Origin of the sequence: Parabacteroides johnsonii DSM 18315 (assembly GCF_025151045.1) — a bacterium.
Taxonomy (GTDB): Bacteria; Bacteroidota; Bacteroidia; order Bacteroidales; family Tannerellaceae; genus Parabacteroides; species Parabacteroides johnsonii.
The window spans coordinates 4,567,700-4,589,785 of record NZ_CP102285.1; the positions used below are offsets into that span (position 1 = coordinate 4,567,700).

At 44.4% G+C, this 22,086-nt stretch carries 13 protein-coding genes; 12 read left to right on the plus strand and 1 reads right to left on the minus strand.

The features are described 5' to 3' along the window. The first annotated feature begins 882 nt into the window (after positions 1–882). From NQ564_RS18520 to NQ564_RS18545, 6 genes are all read left to right on the plus strand, one after another. Complete coding sequence (locus NQ564_RS18520; protein ID WP_008152672.1) at positions 883–4,110, plus strand: SusC/RagA family TonB-linked outer membrane protein; 3,228 nt, start codon at positions 883–885, stop codon at positions 4,108–4,110. Between the two features lie 33 nt (positions 4,111–4,143). After that, a complete protein-coding gene (locus NQ564_RS18525; RefSeq protein ID WP_008152670.1) occupies positions 4,144–5,862 on the plus strand; it encodes a RagB/SusD family nutrient uptake outer membrane protein in 1,719 nt (572 codons plus the stop codon). 94 nt (positions 5,863–5,956) lie between these two features. Next, positions 5,957–7,384, plus strand: a complete 1,428-nt coding sequence (locus tag NQ564_RS18530; RefSeq protein WP_039848439.1) for a sulfatase — start codon at positions 5,957–5,959, stop codon at positions 7,382–7,384. 120 nt (positions 7,385–7,504) lie between these two features. Continuing rightward, positions 7,505–9,433 (plus strand): heparinase II/III family protein, encoded by a 1,929-nt coding sequence (locus tag NQ564_RS18535; protein ID WP_008152667.1) that lies wholly within the window; start codon positions 7,505–7,507, stop codon positions 9,431–9,433. A 7-nt stretch (positions 9,434–9,440) separates the two neighbouring features. Continuing rightward, positions 9,441–10,652 (plus strand): glycoside hydrolase family 88 protein, encoded by a 1,212-nt coding sequence (locus NQ564_RS18540; protein ID WP_008152665.1) that lies wholly within the window; start codon positions 9,441–9,443, stop codon positions 10,650–10,652. 74 nt (positions 10,653–10,726) lie between these two features. Further along, positions 10,727–11,626: an alkaline phosphatase gene (locus tag NQ564_RS18545; protein ID WP_008152664.1), complete on the plus strand. Its 900-nt coding sequence runs from the start codon at positions 10,727–10,729 to the stop codon at positions 11,624–11,626. 58 nt (positions 11,627–11,684) lie between these two features. Here the strand turns inward: NQ564_RS18545 and NQ564_RS18550 are convergent, their stop codons facing one another. Beyond that, positions 11,685–15,737: a hybrid sensor histidine kinase/response regulator transcription factor gene (locus NQ564_RS18550; protein ID WP_039848355.1), complete on the minus strand. Its 4,053-nt coding sequence runs from the start codon at positions 15,735–15,737 to the stop codon at positions 11,685–11,687. A gap of 197 nt (positions 15,738–15,934) precedes the next feature. Between NQ564_RS18550 and NQ564_RS18555 the strand changes: the two genes are divergently transcribed. The 6 genes from NQ564_RS18555 to NQ564_RS18580 all read left to right on the plus strand — a co-directional run bounded on the left by NQ564_RS18555 (position 15,935) and on the right by NQ564_RS18580 (position 22,018). Continuing rightward, complete coding sequence (locus tag NQ564_RS18555; protein WP_008154356.1) at positions 15,935–17,365, plus strand: MFS transporter; 1,431 nt, start codon at positions 15,935–15,937, stop codon at positions 17,363–17,365. 20 nt (positions 17,366–17,385) lie between these two features. Beyond that, the gene (locus NQ564_RS18560; protein ID WP_008152656.1) at positions 17,386–18,420 is read left to right on the plus strand and encodes an iron ABC transporter permease; all 1,035 of its coding nucleotides are present in this window, start codon (positions 17,386–17,388) and stop codon (positions 18,418–18,420) included. A 7-nt stretch (positions 18,421–18,427) separates the two neighbouring features. Beyond that, complete coding sequence (locus NQ564_RS18565; protein ID WP_008152654.1) at positions 18,428–19,471, plus strand: ABC transporter ATP-binding protein; 1,044 nt, start codon at positions 18,428–18,430, stop codon at positions 19,469–19,471. 57 nt (positions 19,472–19,528) lie between these two features. After that, on the plus strand, positions 19,529–20,881 hold the full coding sequence (locus NQ564_RS18570; protein ID WP_008152653.1) for an MATE family efflux transporter: 1,353 nt from the start codon (positions 19,529–19,531) through the stop codon (positions 20,879–20,881). 71 nt (positions 20,882–20,952) lie between these two features. Beyond that, complete coding sequence (locus NQ564_RS18575) at positions 20,953–21,525, plus strand: DUF4251 domain-containing protein (protein WP_008152651.1); 573 nt, start codon at positions 20,953–20,955, stop codon at positions 21,523–21,525. A gap of 109 nt (positions 21,526–21,634) precedes the next feature. After that, positions 21,635–22,018, plus strand: a complete 384-nt coding sequence (locus tag NQ564_RS18580) for a co-chaperone GroES (protein ID WP_005637370.1) — start codon at positions 21,635–21,637, stop codon at positions 22,016–22,018. The last annotated feature ends 68 nt before the right edge of the window (positions 22,019–22,086 follow it).

A 22,086-nucleotide genomic window follows, 5' to 3' on the forward strand; every position in this document is an offset into this window, starting at 1 on the left:
TGTGTTTTTCACAAAAGTGTGTTTTGATCTAAGTTCTTCAAGAACTATGACCAAAACGCTGCAAATTTAGATGTTAATAATGTGCATGGATGTATAATTTTATCCATTTGATATGCACTAATCTTCCAACGGTGAGTTTTTAGCAATATGTTAAGTGTTTATATATTAGCATATTGTGATGTATGTGTTTTATATAACATATAAATTAGGCTTAATGAGCAATATATTTATTTAGCATTCATGTTTGAATATTTACATGGATACACATCGAAACGTAAAAACGATACAACTAAGGCGAATTCTCATAATTTGGCAGATATGAACCATAAATGGAGATTTGTCACCATGTTGTTTAAGCATGTATTACACGAAATTCCAATTCGGCTTCTCTCCGTCCTATAAACCAATTGATTATCATGCTATACAAGGATGAAGGCAAGCGTCCGGACAGGCTTCATCTCAAAAATTTACCTTCACCCTGTCTCGTCCTGATTTAGGTTGACCATGCCACTCTGCTTCATCTTCACCACTATATATTTAAGTGAAAATGGGACTTTCCGAGGCCGACTTACCTCAGATGAAGGCAAACATAAGCGGAGAAGCCACTTCTATTACTTATATTCACCTTCAAGATGTTTATAATCAAATTATTACATGTGTAGGTGATGGCAATTTGCGGATTATGGCGAAAAAATAAAAAAACGGATTGAATAAACTCTATCTCTCCATAGTCGTATGCAGTAATTATCAATATTGAATCGTAAATGATGACGAAGCACCATAGTTCTTGAAGGACTCAGATATATTTTGAGCATGTAAAAACACAAACGATAATTAATTGAGATATGAATTATAAATCTAATTTACTAATCCAATGTTATTATGACAAAAGATTTTAAACGCTTTTATGTATCGAGAGCGATGTTTTTGGGGACTTCCATGTTCTTAGCATCGATCGGGATAGCTTCTGCTAATCCTTCTACCGGTACACTGAGTTCTGCAGAACTCAGTCCTGTTGTCGCTTCGCCACAACAGGCTAAATACACTATTAAAGGTATAGTTGAAGACGAATTTGGTCCGGTCGCTGGAGCAAATGTCGTAGAAAAAGGAACGACTAATGGGACGATTACAGACATGGATGGAAACTTTGCACTTGAAGTGAATCCGAATTCGACTTTAGTTGTTTCATTTATCGGTTATAAAGAGCAGGAGATTCAAGTTAACGGGCAAACTTCGTTTACAATTAAATTGAAAGAAGATTCTCAGGCACTTGAAGAGGTTGTTGTTGTCGGTTATGGAACGCAGAAAAAAGTGAATCTTTCCGGTTCTATTACGTCTGTTAATGTAGGGGAAATGACCGAAAGTCGTCCGTTAACAAGTATTTCTACTGCACTTGCAGGTACTGCGCCAGGTGTTCATATAGCGTCAACTAACAACTTGCCGTCGAATAATGGAGATGCAGAAATCACAGTTCGCGGTCAAGGAACATTGAACAATTCTTCGCCCTTGGTTATCATTGACGGTGTGGAAGGGAGTATGAGTTCCGTTAATCCCCAAGATGTGGAAACCATGACTGTTTTGAAAGATGCAGCCTCGTCAGCTATCTATGGATCACGTGCTGCAAACGGTGTTATACTTATTACAACAAAGTCGGGTAAATCTGGCAAAATGAAATTGGAGTATAACGGTTATGTCTCATTCGAAACTTTAAAGCAGCCTTACGAAGTGATAAGCGATTATGCGACCTATATGGAGCTAATGAATGAAGGGATGCTTAACAGCAACAAAGATGCTCCTTTCTCACAGGCAACCATTGATCTTTGGCGTGAAAAATCGAAAGATCCAAATGGCTTGACAAACGGAGTCCCTAATTACTTGGCTTATCCTAATAGTAATCTTTTTGATGTATATCAAACAGGAGTTTCTCATCAACACAATATTTCGGCCTCGGGAGGAAGTGAAAAATTGACTTATTATACTTCTTTCAATTATTTAAATAATCCAGGTATTCTGGAAAACATGGGGTACGAAAAATTTAGTCTCCGTGCAAATATTGATTCACAGCTGAAAGATTGGTTGAAAGTAGGTGTGAATATGAGTGGTTATGTCGCCAACACGACTCCTGTTACAGAAAATCTGGATGACATCTACACGTATGGATTGACAGGTGGTAACCCTGGAGTTGCTTATTTGGATGATCAAAATCGATTGGGTATCAATGCTAATCCGGAAGACGACCCGCAAAATGCAACGAATAACCCGTACAATCGTTTGCGGAATGTGACAGGAAATATTGATATGAACAGTATGAAGACACGTTTATATGCAATTTTGACACCGTTGAAAGGATTGACAATTCAAGGCTCTTATACATACGATTACTACGATAAGAAGAAGGTGTCCAAGCCGAACTTCGTGCCATTATATAATTTCCAGACTGGTGCACTGTATTCTGACGGAGTCGGACAGACAAGTATTACAAATTACAGTGAAAAGACCATTCGTAACTTTATGGATGCGACAGCTCGCTACGAACGGAATTTCTTTGATGATCGTTTAAGTGCAACTTTGATGGTTGGTGCCAGCCAAGAACAATACAAGTATTCGGATTTTGGTGTAACACGCAAAGATTTAATTGACCCGTCGTTAGGGGTTGTCGAAGGAGCCTATGGAGATTATTCGGGAGAAGGTAATACCTATGAATGGGCAATGCGTTCATTCTTCGGACGTTTAAATTTAGGGTGGGATGACCGTTATTTGCTTGAAGTAAACCTTCGTGCCGATGGTTCCTCTCGCTTCAACAAGAACAACCGATGGGGGTATTTCCCGTCTTTCTCAGGAGCTTGGCGTTTGTCTGAAGAGGCATTTATGGAGGATACCAGAAGCTGGTTGGATAATTTGAAACTTCGTGCATCCTACGGATCGTTAGGTAATAATACACTGGGGGATAATCGTGATAAGGATGGAAACTATATGTCTCAGTCAATGTTTGCACAAACTAATTACGTTTTGGGGCGTACTGTCGTAAATGGATTGTCACAGACTGCGATAGCAAATGCTGATTTAACATGGGAAACGACTTATATCACGAACATCGGTGTTGATTACGGCCTGTTGGGAAACCGTCTTTCTGGAAGTATTGAATATTTCGACAAACGTACGAAAGGTATTTTGATTGACTTGCCGGCGCCGATGGTACATGGTAATGCAACAGTACCTAAACAAAACTCAGCCAAGGTTTCAAACCGAGGTATCGAATTCACGACCAGTTGGAATGATAAGATAGGAAAAGACTTTTCTTATAATGTTGGTTTTAATTTCACCTACATTAAAAATAATGTTGATAAGTTTAAAGGAGGTGATGCTTCTTATGATGGAGCCCGTATGTTGAAAGAAGGATTACCAATCTGGTCTTTATATGTATTGGAGGCTGACCGTATCATCCAGACTGACGAAGATTTGGCGATTGTCGAACAAATGGTCGCCAATAACCCGGATGCATTCACTGCATTCGGAACACCTCAGAAAGGTGATCTCCTGTATAAAGACGTTAACGGAAGAGATGAAAACGGGGAACTGACAGGTAAGCCTGATGGAAAAATTGATAATGATGACCGTGTGGTAGTAGGTAACGGACAGAATCCTAATTTTACGTTTGGTATGAACTTAGGTTTCGAGTGGAAAGGTATCGATTTCTCAATGTTATTTCAGGGACAGGCTGGCTTGAAAGATATTTTCCACAGTAATTTGTTCCGTAGTGTGGTTCGTCAAGGATATCAAATCAATGCGGATGTTGCCGATGGGCGTTGGTATGAAGGACGGACAGATGCAACTTATCCTCGTTTCTTGGACTATAGTGATACACGGAATGAACAGAATTCTACGTTCTGGGTAGCCAATAAAAACTATCTGAAGATTCGTAATATCACGTTGGGATATACATTGCCAGCTCATTGGACTCAGAAAGCCTATTTGGAACGTGTTCGCATTTACGGAAGTTTGGAAAATTTCTTTACGTTTACTTCATGGAAAGGATATGATCCGGAAGTAAGTGGTGTTACTTACCCGACTATGAGACAAGCTGTAGTTGGTGTGAACGTCTCGTTTTAACAATAAAGTCAAATCATTAAAAAGAAAAATAAAATGAAAAAACATATATTGTCTTTGATGGCAGCTGTATCTCTACTCACAGGTTGCTACGATTTAGACAGGACTCCTTATGACCAAGTGAGCTCGGAGGCAATGTGGCAAACGGCAGACCAATGCAAGCAAGGATTGATGGGAGTTTATGCCTCCTTGAAAGAGGATGACTTGTTCGGTAAAATGTTTTTGATCGATGTCAACTCTGATGTGGCTGCCGGTTATGATCAATACGAAGTACTACAGCTGGGGACCGCTACTTCAAAAACTGGTTTTATGAATAGCAAATGGCAGGATGGGTACAACAGTATCCAACGTGCAAATTTAGTTATCCGAAATGTAGCAGATGCTCCAATTGAAGAAGGTACAAAGAATCAGATATTGGGAGAAGCACATTTCTTACGGGCTTTAGTCTATTTCCATCTAATGGATTATTTCGGAGGTCTCCCTCTTTACGATGAATCAGTCGATTTGGAAAAAGATTTTAATAATCTGATGAATCCGAGAAGTTCGGTTGAAGATACACGTGCTTTTATTGTCAAGGATTTAGAGAAGGCATTGGAGTGCGGTCTGCCAGAGGCATGGGATAGTGAAAACTATGGACGTGTGACTTTAACTGCCGTTCAAGCATTGCTGGGAAAAGTCTATTTATACGCGAAAGAATATGACAAAGCTGTCGAATGGTTGGAAAAATCTACGAGTGGACATGAATTATATAGTGATTATGCGGGTTTGTTTAATTTAGATGGTGGTCACACCAGTTCGGAGATGATCTTTTCGATCGTTAATCTTGGTGGTACCGGTAACAGCTATGGTATGCCACTCTGTTTTTATGCAGGAACACGTGCTTCTTATGGCAGTTGTTGGAATAATACGGTTCCTTCATCTACATTGATTGAAATGTATGAATACAAAGATGGGCGTCCTTTTGATTGGGATGAACTTTTCCCTGGATTTACAACAAGTAATGATGTGAAGGAAAGTGTGTTCAGATGTACAGCTAATTCAAGTGCAACGGAGATCATAAGTATGCCTGAGGAAAACAGAGCTAAGATTTTACAGATGTATGAAGATCGTGATCCTCGTATGCAAGCGACTGTTATTTTGCCTTATACGACATATCAAGGTTGGTATAGCAACAAAAAAACAGAGATGCTCTTTGTTGTCGCTAAAAATGAAAAAGGAACTATAACGTTGTCTTCTGCTAATGGTTTTGTTTATAATAATAGAGGTGGTTGGGAAACTTATTTCTGGCGTAAATATGTTCCGGAAGGAGACTGGGATGGTGCAATTACAGATCGTTCACATACACCAGTAAACTTCCCTATTATCCGTTTGGCTGATGTTTATTTGATGTTGGCGGAGGCTTATAATGAACAAGGTAATTCAACGAAAGCAGTTGAATATATTAATAAAGTTCGCGAGCGTGCTGGTATCGCCTTGCTAAATAGTGGCCCTGATTATCTGAAAGCGGTGACAAAAGATGAAATATTCCAACGCATATTTAAGGAAAGGGCTGTCGAATTTGCAAATGAAGGACTTCGTGATAGTGATTTACGTCGTTGGCAACTATCCCATACGATGTTAAACAGAGAAGAGTATGGGTTTACTGGTAAACGTATGTTTACCCGTGTATTCCGGGAAAATCGTGATTATCTGTGGCCAATACCGCAAGATGAAATAGATATGAATAGTGCTATTAAGCAAAATCCGGGATGGTAACTTGTGATCCATAAATGAAAAGGAGGTTACTTCTGTCAAGATTTGAATTCTTGTTACGGAAGTAACCTTTTTTATGACTAAAATTTATATGAACATGCAGAATGCAAATTTGTTATTGACTGCTTGCCTTGCTATAGTTTCTGTAGCCGATGTAATGGCACAATCGAAAAAACAAAATGTATTGTTTATCATTTGTGATGACCTTCGCCCTGAGTTGGGCTGTTATGGACAGAAGCAGATCAAGTCCCCGAATATTGATCACTGGGCAGCACAAAGTGTATTATTTAACCGGGCGTATTGCAATATTGCTGTATCCGGTGCTTCCCGTGCAAGTCTGTTGACCGGATTGCGTCCGACAAAAAATCTGTTACAGGCTTGGAATACCCGTACCGATGTTGATGTACCTGACGCAGTTACCATACAGAAATGTTTTAGAGACGCTGGGTATATAACGATTGCAAACGGAAAGATATATCATCACCAGGATGAGGCCTCCATGAAATATTGGGATGATGTCATGCCTCCCGTACCAGGTACGGCAATGGGATACCACTCGGAGGAAAACTTGGCTTTAATGCAAAAACAGAAAGAAACCGGTAAAGGTCGGCGTGGATATTTTTATGAGCATGGAGATTTTCCCGAAAAGGACTATCTGGATTGGCAAATCGCTGATAAGAGCATACAGGATTTGAAAAAAATGAAAAAACAGGAAAAGCCTTTTTTTCTTGCCGTAGGATTCATTCGTCCTCATTTGCCTTTTGTTGTGCCGCAGAAGTATTGGGATCTGTATGATCATTCCAAAATTGAAATTCCTGATAATTATATATTAAAACCAGGCAACAACATTCCGGAGCGTGCTTTGACTAATTGGTCCGAGTTGAGGGCCTATAGTGGAATTCCGGAACAGGGTCCTTTGGATGAGGCGACTGCCAAATTGATGATACATGGTTACTATGCTTCAGTCTCTTTTGTGGATGCACAGATCGGTCGTTTGTTGAAAGCGTTGAAAGAAGAAGGACTCGATAAAAATACGACTGTCATATTGATTGGCGATCATGGCTGGAATTTGGGAGAACATGGTACTTGGTGCAAACACAGCATAATGAATACTTGTTTGCATTCGACTCTCATTATCAATTCGCCTGAAATAAAAGCACCATACCGTTGTGAACAGATTGTGGAGTTTGTCGATTTGTATCCGACTATGTGTGATGTTGCCGGGGTTAAACAACCTGTTCAGTTGGAAGGAACCAGCCTGCTTCCTCTGTTAAAATCACCAGAAGCAAAAACAAAAGGGTATGGGGTTTCCCGCTGGGCAAACGGTTTCACTTTTATACAGGATCAGTATTTCTATACGGAATGGAGGGACAAAGACGAACGGATTATAGATCGGATGTTGTTTGATCATTCGGAGGATGAAGATGAGAATTATAATGTGGCAGGAGAAAATGAGAATAAAGAGATTATAGAAGCGTTAAGCATAAAGCTTTTGGAGAATAGGGGTGCTAATTATGAAAAATAAAAATGGGATGGAAACTCCTTAAATTTTTGCATTTGGACAATCTGTGCACATGAATTGGATGAATATGTCTCTTCCTCATTGAGGGGAGCTTTATTTTTGCGATATTGAAAAATAATACCTATGAGAACACAACGATTCATCACAATCGTGTGCCTGTTGCTTTGGACAGTTGCACACCTGCATGCGTATGAAAAACGCAACTTGTTGCAGAAGGAGGCCGATTTTGAGAAAGTCAAATCCGCGTTGATAATGGGGCAGAAGTGGGTGCCTTATCCTGATTATTCCGACCGGGCCGGTTGGGACAAATTCCTCGGTGATTATAAGGAAGATTATATCCGGAAAGGGGAATGCTTTTTGGATTATGAATGGAAGATTGTAAAGGCAACCGATTATCTGGAATATGGACGGAGTGGCAGCCGGACGATTATGGAGAGTCCGTTTGGCAAGAATAATTCTGCACTTGGAAGCCTGTTTATGGCAGAGATGGCTGAAGGAAAGGGACGCTTTATTGACCAAATTATCAATGGCGTTTTTGTCAGTTGTGAAATGACGAGCTGGGCATTGTCGGCTCATTTGGGATTACAGAAAATCGGAGGATGCTTTCCGAGCAATGAAGAACATGTGATCGATTTGGGGTCGGGAAATCTGGCCTCCCAGTTGTCTTGGATTTATTATTATCTGAAACCTTCTTTTGATAAGGTAAATCCCTTGATATCAAAAAGGTTGCGATATGAACTACAGGTCCGTATCCTTGATACCTATATGAATGAAGATCATTTTTGGTGGATGGCCTTCCATTTGAAGCCCGGCGGATTGGTGAATAACTGGAATCCGTGGTGTAATTTCAATGTGCTGCAATGTTTCTTCCTGCTCGAAAATGACCGGGATAAATTGGCAAAAGCTGTTTACCGGACGATGACTTCCGTGGACCATTTTATTAATTATACGCATGGAGACGGAGGTTGCGAGGAAGGCCCTTCTTATTGGGGGCATGCCGCCGGAAAGATGTACGATTATCTGCAGATGCTTTCTGACGGGACAGGCGGTAAAGTTTCCATATTCGATCAGCCTATCATTAAGAATATGGGTGAATATATTGCCCGGTCCTATGTGGGGAACGGCTGGGTAGTCAATTTTGCCGATGCTTCCGCCAAAGGAGGAGGCGATGCCGATCTTATTTTCAGATACGGGAAAGCGACGGGTAGTCCGCTAATGATGAGCTATGCCGCTTATCTCAAGAGCCTTTCTGACAAAGACGATATTCCCTCCGGTGATCCTTTCCGTCTATTCCAAACCTTGCTCTCCCGTGAAGAGCTGGAAGGGAGGAGTGCCGATTACCAGTCTCCCAGCTATTCTTGGTATCCGGAAACCGAATTTTGCTATATGACCAACAAGAACGGCTTTTTCGTGGCAACTAAAGGTGGCTATAATAATGAAAGCCATAATCACAACGATGTAGGATCTTTCTCCCTGTACTTGAATACGATGCCTGTCTTTATCGATGCCGGAGTCGGTACATATACCCGCCAGACATTCAGTTCCGAACGCTATTCTATCTGGACGATGCAAAGCAACTATCACAATTTGCCTCTGATCAACGGTGTGGCGCAACGTTTTGGCTCGGAGTATAAGGCTACGGAGGTACAGTTTGATCCGAAACACATGTATTTCTCTGCCAATATTGCAACCGCTTATCCGGAAGAGGCCAATGTGAAAAAGTGGATTCGTTCGTACCGCTTGGGAAAGAACACACTGAAGATAGAAGACTCATTCTCCTTGGATAGGGCAGAGCGGCCGAACCAGATCAATTTCCTGACATGGGGAAAAGTGGATATCTCGGTTCCGGGAGCCGTGACGGTCGAAGTGAACGGCGAGAAGGTACGTCTGACGTATGACAAGAACATCTTTACATCGACGGTCAAGACGATTCGTCTGGACGATCCGCGCTTGTCGAACGTCTGGGGTGAAGAGATCTACCGAGTTTCCTTGAACGCTAAAAATATGCCGTTTTCCGGCTCCTATACCTATACAATAACAACAATAAAATAATTGAATCATGATGAAAAATTTGATTGCATTTGCTTTTTCGGCATTTCTGCTATCTTGTGCAGGTGCCCCTAAAACAGAAGAAAAAAGTTTTATCGACGAGAACATCGATTTTGCCCGTGCACAAATAGGGAATGAGATCGGTGTGATCGAAGCGAGTGGAAAATGCTTGAACCCGGTGACGCTTAAAACGGACAGTTCTGTCTATTATTGCGGTTATGCGGATTGGCGGAGCGGCTTTTTCCCCGGATCAGTCTGGTATTTGTATGAATTAACGGGTGATAGTACGTTGCTGCCGTTAGCCACCAAATATACGGAGGCCATAGAGGAAGCCAAGAATCTGACCTGGCATCATGATATCGGATTTATTGTGAATTGCAGTTTCGGGAATGGCTTGCGTCTGACCGGAACGCCTTCTTATAAGGATGTGATGGTACAAGCAGCCAAATCGTTATCTACTCGTTTTCGTCCGGCTGCCGGGATTATCCAGTCGTGGGATGTGGAACGCGGATGGCAGTCCGAACGGGGTTGGGAATGTCCGGTTATCATTGACAATATGATGAATCTGGAACTGATGTTCGAAGCTACGCGTTTGTCCGGTGATTCTTCTTTCTATAAGATCGCGGTGTCGCATGCCGACCGTACCATGCAGGAACATTTTCGCCCGGATGGTAGTTGCTACCATGTGATCGACTACAGTGTCAAAGATGGCAAAGTGCGTCATCGCCAGACGGCACAAGGATATGCCGACGAATCTATCTGGAGTCGCGGACAGGCATGGGCTATCTATGGTTATGCGGTATGCTATCGTGAAACCAAAGATCGTAAATATTTGGATCAGGCCTTGAAAACGTTCAATATGATGAAGAATCTGAAGAATATGCCGGAAGATCTGATTCCTTATTGGGATATGTCGGCTCCGAACATCCCGAACGAACCACGCGACGTTTCGACGGCTTCCTGTATCGCTTCCGCCCTCTATGAGATCAGCACGATGGATGTGCCGGATGCAGCCGGCTATAAAACGTATGCCGACAGTATCATGGTTTCTCTTTCTTCTCCGGCTTACCGGGCTGCATTGGGTACGAACGGAAACTTCCTGCTGATGCATTCCGTAGGAAGCATCCCTCACAATTCAGAAATAGATGTTCCGCTGAACTATGCCGATTATTATTATCTGGAGGCATTGAAACGTAAACGGGATATCGAGAAAGGTATTTAATCGGGATTCGAACCATCCGATGATGACTAAATATCATACCTATAAACTATCTTTGCATTGTTAATTAGAATAACATGAAAATAGGAAAATTGATTTTTGCATTGGCATTTCTACTGTTGTTTGCCGATGCTTCGATGGCTGCCAAGTGGAAAGCCAAACATGTAGTTTTGATCGGGCTGGATGGCTGGGGCGCTTATAGCGTGGACAAGGCCGATATGCCGAATGTGAAGAAGTTGATGGCAGAAGGGTCTTATACGTTGAAAAAACGCTCCGTCCTTCCGTCTTCCAGTGCCGTGAACTGGGCTTCCATGTATATGGGAGCGGGGCCGGAACTTCATGGTTATACGGAATGGGGATCGCAGACTCCGGATCTGCCTTCCCGTGTGGTGAATAAGAACGGTATTTTCCCGACTATATTCAGTTTGCTGCGCGAATCTGATCCGAAAGCCGAAATCGGCTGTATTTGTGAATGGGCGGGAATCCGGTATGTATGCGATACGTTGGCACTGAGCTACGATAAAAACATTACGGATAAACCTCAGAATCCGGCAACAGCCAAATGTGCAGTCGAATATATCAAGCGGGCACATCCGGCATTGGTGAATATCGTTTTCGACGAACCTGACCATGTCGGCCATGCAGAAGGCCATGATACGCCAGCCTATTATGAAAAGCTGAAAGAGCTTGACGGATATATCGGCCAGATCATTCAGGCGGTTAAGGATGCGGGCCTATTGGATGAGACGATCTTTATCGTTACGGCTGATCATGGCGGTATCAAAAAGGGACATGGCGGCAAGACAATGGAAGAAATGGAGACTGCCTTTATTATTGCCGGCAAGGGAATCAAGAAAGGTTATGAATTCCAGGAAAGCATGATGCAGTTCGACTGTGCTTCGACAATCGCTTATATCTTCGGGTTGAAACAACCGCAGGTCTGGATCGGTCGTCCGATGGTTCAGGTGTTTAAGTGATGGATTGAATCGTTTCGGGACCACTGTCGCAGTGGTCGGAGGAGGACTTCCGCAGTCGTTAGTCAGCGTCTGTGGAAGTCTTTTTTTCTGCCCTTTTCCTGTATTCAGCCGGGGTAATTTCAAACTGAGCTTTGAAACAGCGGGTGAAATAACGTGGCGAGCCGAAGCCCAGCCGGTCGGAAATGTCGGCGATCTGCAAATCCGGTTGAGCCGTCAACATGGTTGCGGCTCGCTTTAGTTTACAGCTGAGGACAAAGTCGTTTGGTGTCATACCGGTCAGTGCCTTGAATTTGGCGTACAACGAACTCCGGCTGAGTCCCAGTTCGCGGGCCATCATGTTCATGTCGAAGTCGATGTTATCGAGGTTCTTTTCAATGATCGAGTTGACCGTGTCCAGAAATTTTTGGTCTATCGGATTGCTTGCCAGCGATTGCGCATCGAAATCTTTCTGCTGGCTGAATTTCTTTTGCAGGATAATACGGTTGCGGACCAGGTTATTACAGCGTGCCAGCAGTACCTTTGCATTGAACGGTTTATTGATATAGTCGTCGGCGCCCCGTTGCAATCCTTCGATGTTTTGCTCGGCGGAAGTAAGTGCCGTAAGCAAGACGACCGGGATATGGCACACGTCGAAATCGTTTTTGATTTTCAGACACATCTCCGTACCGGACATTTCCGGCATCATGACATCGCTAACGATGATGTCTGGCCGTTCCTCGCGTGCCTTTTCCAATCCCTCTTTACCGTTTCGTGCCAGTAGGACGCGGTAGATAGGCGAGAAAAGAGAACCCAGTATCTGGAGCAATTCTTCGTTGTCTTCGACCAACAGGATCGTACGGGGGGAATCGTCTCCTTCTATCAGTACCTCTCTTTGTTCAGCATCGGAGAATTCCTCCATATGATCGGTGAAGGCGACCGTGTCGGGAATCAGGCTCTCCGTTTGCTTTTCCTGCTGATCCCGTGCCAATTCTTCCTCGGTAAAATGTGTGCAGCCTTTCAGGAGACGGACAATGAAAATGCTGCCGTAGCCCGGCGTGCTTTCCACTTGTATCGTTCCGTGGTGCAACTCGATGATATTTTTCGTCAATGAAAGCCCGATCCCCGTGCTGGGAGTCTTGGTGATATTCGAGATACCGTTTTCAGCCTGATAGAAGCGGTCGAATATCTTATCTATATCATCTTTGCTGATACCGATACCATTGTCGATTACCTTAATGATCACTTCATTTTCCTTGTTTTCCAAAATCATTTCAATGGTCGCGTTCGGCTTGGTGTATTTGAAAGCGTTAGAAAGCAGGTTATAGAAAACCTTTTGCATTTGTTTCGGATCGAAACTGCACAAAACACGCCCTTCTGGAGCCGTGAAGTTGTAGGTGATGGAGTGACCGGATGCGTATTCGTAAAAAGACAGGTAAATCTCCTTCAGGAAGGAAACGATATCTTGCTCATACACTTTCAGTTTCATATGTCCTTGTTCCAGCTTACGGAAATCCAGCAGTTCGCTGATCAGGTTCCGCATATGGTAGGTATTCTTATACACTTTCAGCAGTTTGTTGTATATGGAAGGAGACAATGAGCTGCTTTGCAACAAGAGTTCGATCTGGGAAATGATCAGCGTCAACGGTGTTCTGAATTCATGCGAGATATTGGAGAAGAATTGTAGTTTTGCCTGGTTCAGTTCCTCGATAGCCTCTTTTTCTTTCCGTTCCATCTCCAGGGAGGTTTGCAGCATATACTGGGATTTTTTGAAACGATAGATACTGTAAAGGATGCTTAGGATCAGCACCAGGTAAATGAAATAAGCCAAACCGGATGCATACCAGGGAGAATGGATGTGGATGTCCATCTTAATAGTACGGGGCTGTTCCAGGTTCGGGTCGTATTGTATTTCTCGGACGATGAGGGTGTATTTTCCGGGGTTCAAGTTCGTATAGAAAATGTTGTTATCTTTGCTGGGAATCCATTTCTTGTCGAAACCTTCCAACATATATTCGTAAGACGCCTTTTTCAGCGTATTGACATAGTTGTTCGATGTAAAAGTGAAAATCAGGTTATTCTGATTATAGGCCAGCTCTATCTTCCGGGTGAAGGGTAGAGCGGCGGTCAGCACCTTGTCGGGATCGCCGGGGGAAACCTGTTCGTTGTTGATGAACAGATCGGAAAAATACAGTTGGTAATCTTTGGTGGAGTTGAACAACTGCTGTTCGAAGAAAGTTGCCATGCCATTGCTGCCGCCGACGAATATTTCCCCGTTTTTGCAGACCAGGATTCCGCAACCGATGTTTATGCCTGACAGAGGCAGGGCTGTCCCCAGTTCTACGACTTTGAACAGGTTTTGGTCCGGATCGAAAAAGGTAATGCCTTTGTCGCCTGTTATCACCAGTTGATCCAGAGTCGACAATGTCAGTTCATAGCAGTAGTTACTGGCGATGAAGCTGTTTTCGGTTGTATATCCAATAAACTGTCTGTTCTTCTCATCGTAGCGGAACAGGCCGGAACCACGGGTTCCGAGGAAGATTCGTCCCTCTTTGTCTTCGATTATTTGGGAGATGGGAAATGTTCCCAATCCGTTTTCACCGGAACGGAATTGTACCTGGTCTTCTTCATTCTCAAGGTTGATTTTCCAGACGCCTTTACCGTAGGCCAGCCACATGTATCCTTTCGAGTCGATAAGAAAGCAGGTGTTCCCGTAATACTTGCCGCTTTTGAACAACGGAGATGCTTTTTCCGTCTCTAAATTCATTTTGAAAATTCCTTTCGGTCCGGTGCAAATCAGTTCGTCCTTGTAGATTCTCATCTGGTTGATCCTGTCACCGGCTATTACGGCGTACGACGGATCTTCGAAATAGGGGTTCTTGAACCGTTTGTTTTTGATGTCGTAGATGGACAGGCCTCCGGTATGTGTTCCGATATACAGTTTGTTGCGTTCCGGGCTGTAAGCGATTGCCTTCAGGTTGTTGTGGGCGATGGAGTTGCGGTTTTCATCGGCCATGAAGTAGGTGAACTTCTTCGTTTTCCGGTCGAAGAAATTCAATCCGCCTCCTTCTGTACAGATCCAGATGTTGTTGTCCTTGTCTTCCACCATCTTGCCGACGAAAGGATAATCCAGGCAATCGTTCCGGGTGTTGTTGGCGGCATAAACCGTGAATATATCTGTCTCCGGGTTGAAATAATTGACGCCGCCGTAATAGGTCCCCAGCCAGATCGTACCTTGCCTGTCTTTGTAAACAGGAAATACGGATGAATGGGTCATGCTGCCGGGCAGAGGATTACGGGCATACACCTCGAACCGGTTGCTGATCGGATTGTATTTGTTCAGTCCGGTGAAAGTGCCGAACCAGATGTTCCCGAAGTTATCTTCCACAAAATCCCGGACTTGGTTGCTCGATATGTTGTTGGGATGGGAAGGATCGTAGCGGTAGCGGGTGAAATTGCCGTGCACATCCCTCTTGTACATGCCGTTCATGCGGATGGATATCCAGAGGTTATATTTGGAGTCTTCATACAGGCCGTAAATGTCTTCACCCATGATCATACAGGTAAGAGATTTGTCGTCATTCATCCTGAAGAGTCCGTCTGTAGTGCCGATCCAGTGCCGGCCGCCGGAATCTTCCTGGAAGCAAGTCGCATGTTGGTTCCGGCTTTCCAGCTTCGTGACAAAATCGAATTCGTTCTTGTCCGGATTCCAGGTGAATACGGAGTCGGCTATTCCTACCCATATCGTTCCTTTGATAGAAGCGACGGCATATACGTTTGATTTGCGCAAGCAGGAGAATTTCTGTGTCCGGATGTCATAACGGATCAGGGAATTATCGGAATCGAAGAAAACGTTTCCATCTTTGTCTCCGGCAATGAAGTGTGTCTGGTTACCTATCGGATTAGTATTTTGGCGATGAAATTCGGACGGTTTGTACACTTTGGTCTGGACTCCGTCGTATATGTTGATCCCCTCTTCCGTCCCGAACCACATTCTACCCAAATTGTCCTGGTAGATGGCCATGACGGAAAGCTGCGACAGGCCTTCCTGCATGCCTATATGCTTGAAATAGATCGGATATATGCCGGAACAGAATCCTAAAAGCAGTATGAGTGATAAGATGATTCTTCGCATAGTATATGATATTATCAGCTATTTGTTCGAGGGGCTAAGGTAAAGAAATTTTTCTAACCGTTAAAGGATGTTGTACTAAATGTTCTGTCCGGTATTTGTAATTGAACGCTATTTGTTTCATTGTTGGAGAGGTTTTGTGAAAATGTTTTTATCTTTACCGATACTTTGATGACAATATGATATAAACAAATACGATTATGAGTGTTTTTGGAAAATTTCCCCGTACGTTTTGGGTGGCCAATGTAATAGAACTGTTCGAACGATGGGCTTGGTATGGATTCTTTATGTTGTTTGCGAACTACCTTACCGGCTCGTCTGATGCCGGAGGTTTGGAGTTTACTCAAGAGCAGAAAGGCTGGTTGATGGGAGTTGGGACAGGGATTCTCTACTTTCTTCCGGTCTTGACCGGTGCGATCGCCGACCGGTACGGATACCGGAAAGTGCTGTTCCTCGCTTTTCTGATCTATGTATCGGCTTTCCTGTTATTACCTCAGTTTTCTACTTTTACGGGCGTTTTCCTTATGTATTTGTATCTGGCGGTGGGAGCTGCGTTGTTCAAGCCGGTCATATCGGCGACGATTGCTAAAACGACCACAGATGCGACAGCCTCCATCGGTTTCGGCATTTTTTATATGATGGTGAATATCGGGGCTTTCTTCGGGCCTCTTGTCACTTTGCTTTTTAAAGACACGTCGTCTTTGATCTTTTATGTATCGGCCGGGATTATTTCATTGAATTTTATCTTGTTGCTGTTCTATAAGGAGCCGGGACGTATAGAAAATACAAAAAGTACGGAACGTTTGTTCGAGACGTTTGCCGGCATATTCCGGAATATGGGTAGCATCCTGAAAGATGTGAAGTTCATTGTTTTCCTGCTGATTGTGGCTGGTTTCTGGACGATGTATAACCAGTTGTTTTTTACTCTGCCTGTGTTTATCTCACAATGGGTCGATACGAGTGTCTTGTATGATTTCTTCCAGGCTCATTTCCCTTTTATCAGCCATAACTACAGTCCGGCTTCCGGTGTTATGGACCCGGAGTTCGTGACAAACATAGATGCGCTTTACATCATTTTGTTTCAAGTGATGGTTTCGAGCGTTGTTATGAAAATGAAGCCTTTACGTTCCATGATGTCCGGTTTTTTGGTCTGTGCGGTCGGGATGTCGTTGACGCTTGCCTTCCAGAATGTGCTGTTTACGATGATTGCCATTCTGGTTTTCTCTTTAGGTGAAATGGCGGGATCGCCCAAAATTACGGAATATATCGGGCGGATCGCTCCGGTTGACAAGAAGGCTTTGTATATGGGATATTCCTTTATTCCTGTCTTTTTAGGAAATGTTTTGGCTGGTATTATCTCCGGATCGGTCTATCAGCAGATGTCGGATAAGGTGATGATCGTCCGGAAGTATGTGGAGGAAAAAGGCCTTTCGATCCCGGAAGGATTGTCGAATAATGCTTATTTTGATGAGGCTGCCAGGCAGTCCGGCATGAGCCCGCACGAATTGACCGATTTCTTGTGGAACACTTATCATCCTTCGCAAATCTGGATGGTCTTGATGGTGGTTGGTGTCGGAGCGGCTTTTGCTTTATTTGTGTATGACAGGGTGACTTCCCGTTCCGAAAGCTAAAAAGCATTATCTTTGCAGGCATGAAAAAGCAAGCCTTTATTTTTTATCCGCTTTTGTTGGTTCTCCTGTTCATGCTGTTTGCCGGCGGGTTGGTCTATGGTGCTGTCTCGATACCGGTCGAAAGTGTGGTAAATATATTGCTGGGAGAAGGAACGGAGCGGCTTGCCTGGCAGAATATTGTGTTGCAGAGCCGTTTTCCCCAGGCTGTGACGGCATTGCTGGCGGGCGCTTCGCTGGCTGTCAGCGGATTGTTGCTACAGACATTGTTCCGAAACCCGCTTGCCGGTCCTTCTATCTTGGGGATCAGTGACGGGGCCAATCTGGGAGTCGCTGCGATCATGCTCTATTTCGGCGGTTCGCTGAGCATGGTGACCGATTTGCCTATCAGCGGCTATCTGGCGGTAATCATGGCTGCGTTTAGTGGCGCGGCCTGTATTTTAGGATTGATCATTTATTTTTCGGCGAAGGTGAAGAATAACGTCATGTTGCTGATTATCGGTATTATGATCGGTTATCTCGCCTCCTCATTGATTTCAGTTCTGAATTATTATGCTTCGACTGACAAGGTACATGCGTTTGTCATGTGGGGATTGGGAAATTTCTCCGGGGTCTCCTTGCAACAGTTGCCCTATTTCGCATGTTTTACATGTATAGGATTGTTGTTGGCGATTCTGTTGATCAAGCCATTGAATGCACTGCTACTGGGAGAAATGTATGCCGCCAATTTAGGAATCAAGATCAAGCGGACGCGCATTCTGATCCTGCTGTGTACGGGGTTGTTGACTGCGACTACGACAGCTTTTTGCGGTCCTATTTCCTTTATCGGGTTGGCTGTTCCGCATGTCGCACGTTTGATGTTGGGATCATCCAACCACAAGATGCTGGTTCCCGTTACGTTGCTGACCGGTTCTTGCATCGCGTTGCTTTGTAATCTGCTGATGGTACTGCCGGGCACTCATAGTATTTTGCCGCTGAATGCCGTGACTCCGATGCTTGGTGCGCCTGTGATTATTTATGTAATTGTGAACCGGAAGAACATTCAATATTTTGACTGATCGGTGTATGACAAACATAGCTGCAATAGAAACAAAAGGACTCAGCATCGGTTACCAGCTGAAAGGTGGAAAACGGAAAGTGGTCCATGACGATCTGAACCTGCGACTCGTCTCCGGCGAAGTCACCTGTTTGTTAGGTCTGAACGGAGCCGGCAAATCGACACTGCTCCGTACACTTTGCGGTTTCCAGCCTCCGCTTGGCGGGGAGATACGCTTGATGGAGAAACCGCTCTCCGGCTATTCGCAGGCGAACTTTTCCCTGACTGTCGGTGTTGTACTGACGGAAAAAACGAATGCAGGGGGAATCACCGTATATGAACTGGTCTCGCTGGGAAGGCATCCTTATACCGGTTTTTTCGGACAGTTGAAAAAACAGGACCGGGAGATTATCGAACAGTCGCTTGAAGCGGCCGGAATCGCTCATAAAGCCAATAACTATGTCTCGGAACTGAGCGACGGGGAACGGCAGAAAGCGATGATAGCCAAAGCGCTCGCCCAGCAGTGCCCGATTATCTTGTTGGATGAGCCGACGGCATTCTTGGATGTGACCAGCCGTATCGAGACAATGGTCTTGTTGCATCGCCTGGCTGCCGACGGGCGGAAAGCCATCCTGCTTTCCACCCATGACTTGGACTTGGCCATCCAAATGGGCGATTGTCTTTGGTTGCAGGAGAAAGGGCGCCCGATGGCTTGCGGGGCTCCCGAAGACCTGATTATGAGCGGAGCTTTCGAATCCTTTTTCGGAAAGGAAGGAATCGTCTTCGATCCGGCAACCGGAAAGCTGAATACGGAAGCCCCCACGTCACCCATTGGTGTGGAAGGTGACTTTCTAACTTCTTATTGGGTCGGAAATGCCCTGATCCGTAATGGCTACCGTCCTTCTTCCGTAAAAGAAGGGCAGTTGAATATCACTTGCAAGAGTCCGCATGAACTGGTGGTGGCTTTCCCTGAGGGAGGTAGGGAAGAGCTTCGGACAGTGGCGGAGCTTGTCTCTCTTATCAGCATGAGAAAAAGTTTTTATGGACATGGAAACAACGTTTCTCGCTTATGACAATAAATTTTTCCCGGTAGGAAATAAAAGTTTTGTTTAAGATTAAAAGGAATAAATATGGCAAACGAAATAACATGGCGGCTGGAGCATGAGAAGATCGGCCGGTTGTTGTTGCATTATGCGATACCGGCAGTGATCGGTACAATGGTGAATGCTCTTTATAATATTGTCGACCGTATCTTTATCGGTCAGGGAGTCGGTCCGCTGGCAATGGCCGGATTGACGCTGACATTCCCTATTCTGTTGTTCCTCCAGGCGTTCGGAATGCTCATCGGGGCGGGGGCTGCGACACGTGTCTCCATCTATCTGGGACGAAGGGAGAATGAGATGGCGGAAAAGGTATTGGGGAATGCTTTCACCTTGACATTCATCATAACGCTTGCGACAGTAGTTCCCTGCATGATCTGGATGAAAGATTTATTACTGGCTTTCGGGGGAAGCGAACAGACCATCCCGTATGCACAGGACTATCTGAATATCGTGGTTCCGGGGACACTACTGACTTCCCTCAGCTTTGGCTTCAACGCTGTCATGCGTGCTTCCGGCTATCCGAAGAAAGCGATGTTTACCATGCTGATCGGGGCGATAACCAACGTGATACTCGATCCTATTTTCATTTTCTGGCTGGATATGGGGATCAAGGGGGCTGCCATCGCGACGATCATCTCGATGCTGCTCTGCACTCTTTTTGTCATGAACCATTTTGTCCAGAAAGACAGTATCGTCCGTTTTCATAAAGGGACGTTCAAGCTGGAAAAGCATGTGGTCTGGAATATCCTGACGATCGGCGTTTCGCCTTTTGCCATGCAGTTGGCGGGAAGTTTGGTGGTGGTGATCCAGAACTATGCGCTCAAGCAATACGGGGGCGACTTGGCACTGGGGGCAAACGGCATTATCACCAGCGTTGGGATGCTTTTGGTGATGCTGATTATCGGGATCGCGCAGGGGATGCAGCCGATTGTCGGCTTCAATTTCGGGGCAAAGAAATACGAGCGTGTCCAGGAAACGCTACGTCTGGTCATTATAACCGCTACCATTATCATGGGAGTCGGCTGCTTTTGTAGCGTGGCGTTTCCGAAACTGATCGCCCGTGCCTTTACGAACGATCCTGATTTGTTGGATGTGACGGCAAATGGCTTGCGGATCAGCTTGCTGGTGTTTGTGGTTGTCGGTTCGCAGATCTCGATCAGCCAGTTTTTCCAAAGTATCGGGATTGCCTGGAAAGCTATGTTTTTGAGTTTGAGCCGCCAAGTATTGTTCCTGATACCGGCGATGTTGCTGTTCTCCCGCTTTTGGGGGTTGGATGGTGTCTGGTATGCCGCTCCCTTCTCTGATTTTGTTGCGGCTGTAACTGCCTGGCTCTTTTTGTGGTATCATGTTAAAAACATGAAAAGTAAGAATTCGGATTGAACTTTTTAGTATCTTGTTTGTCTACTATATGAAAGTAGATTGATTAGGTTTCAACTAAAAGAATGAGAAGTATGAAAAGAGTATTATTATTACTGGCTGTCCTGCTCTTTAGCGCAGGGACAATGATGGCCCAGCAGGATAAAGCTGCCGAGAAGGCCGCAAAAAAAGCAGAAAAAGAAGCAAAGAAAGCTGCCGAAGCAGCCGAGCAGATGGCTTTGTTCGAGCAAGGTGTACAAGCACTGAAAGAGAAAGATTTTGTATTGGAAGCTGAACGTGTCGAGTTCAAGCGTGGGCAATTCGTCTATGTGACTCCGAGCACGAACTTTGTTTCCATGAAAGGTGACCGAGCGACTATCCAACTGGCGTTTAACGGTCCTGTCTCCGGTCCGAACGGGATCGGAGGTATTACGGTTGACGGCAGTGCTTCGAATATAGAGATGAAAACAGACAAAAAAGGAAATGTTACATTCAGTATGATGGTACAAGGTGTTGCAGTCTCCGCCAATGTGACAATCCGTATGGTGAAAGGTACGAACAAATGTACGGCAACTGTGAGTCCGAACTTCAACAGCAATCGTATTTCGTTTAGTGGTTATCTGTATCCTTCGGATCAGTCCAATGTGTTTAAGGGACGTGCTATCTGACGTGTAGATTCTTTTGTTCAGGAAAAGCTGCTTTCGGAAAGGGAAGCAGCTTTTTTTATGCAACGTATTTTATATCTTTGTTCTCTAAAATATCATAAACATAAAAGTCATGCAATTAGCAATAGATCAGAAAGACATAGATAAGTTCCTGATGGTGGGTGACAAGGTGCTTATCAAGCCGAAGAACCCGCAGAGTCAGACAAAATCCGGATTGTACCTGCCGCCTACCGTCCAGCAGGAGAAGATCCAGAGCGGCTATATCATCAAGGTTGGTCCCGGCTTCCCGCTTCCTTCCCAGAGCGAGGAACATGAAGTATGGGAAAAGAAGAAAGAGGGAGAGGTGCATTACCTCCCTTTACAGGCACATGAAGGCGATTTGGCTGTCTTTCTGCAGAATGCGGCCTACGAGATTAATTTTAATGAAGAGAAGTTCCTGATTGTTCCCCATTCGGCTATTTTGATGTTGGTTCGTGACGAAGGTTTGTTCGAATAACTCCTTTTTATTTGGCAAAATACTGTGCTATCCAGTTTTTTGATGTATTTTTGCAACCAAATCAACAA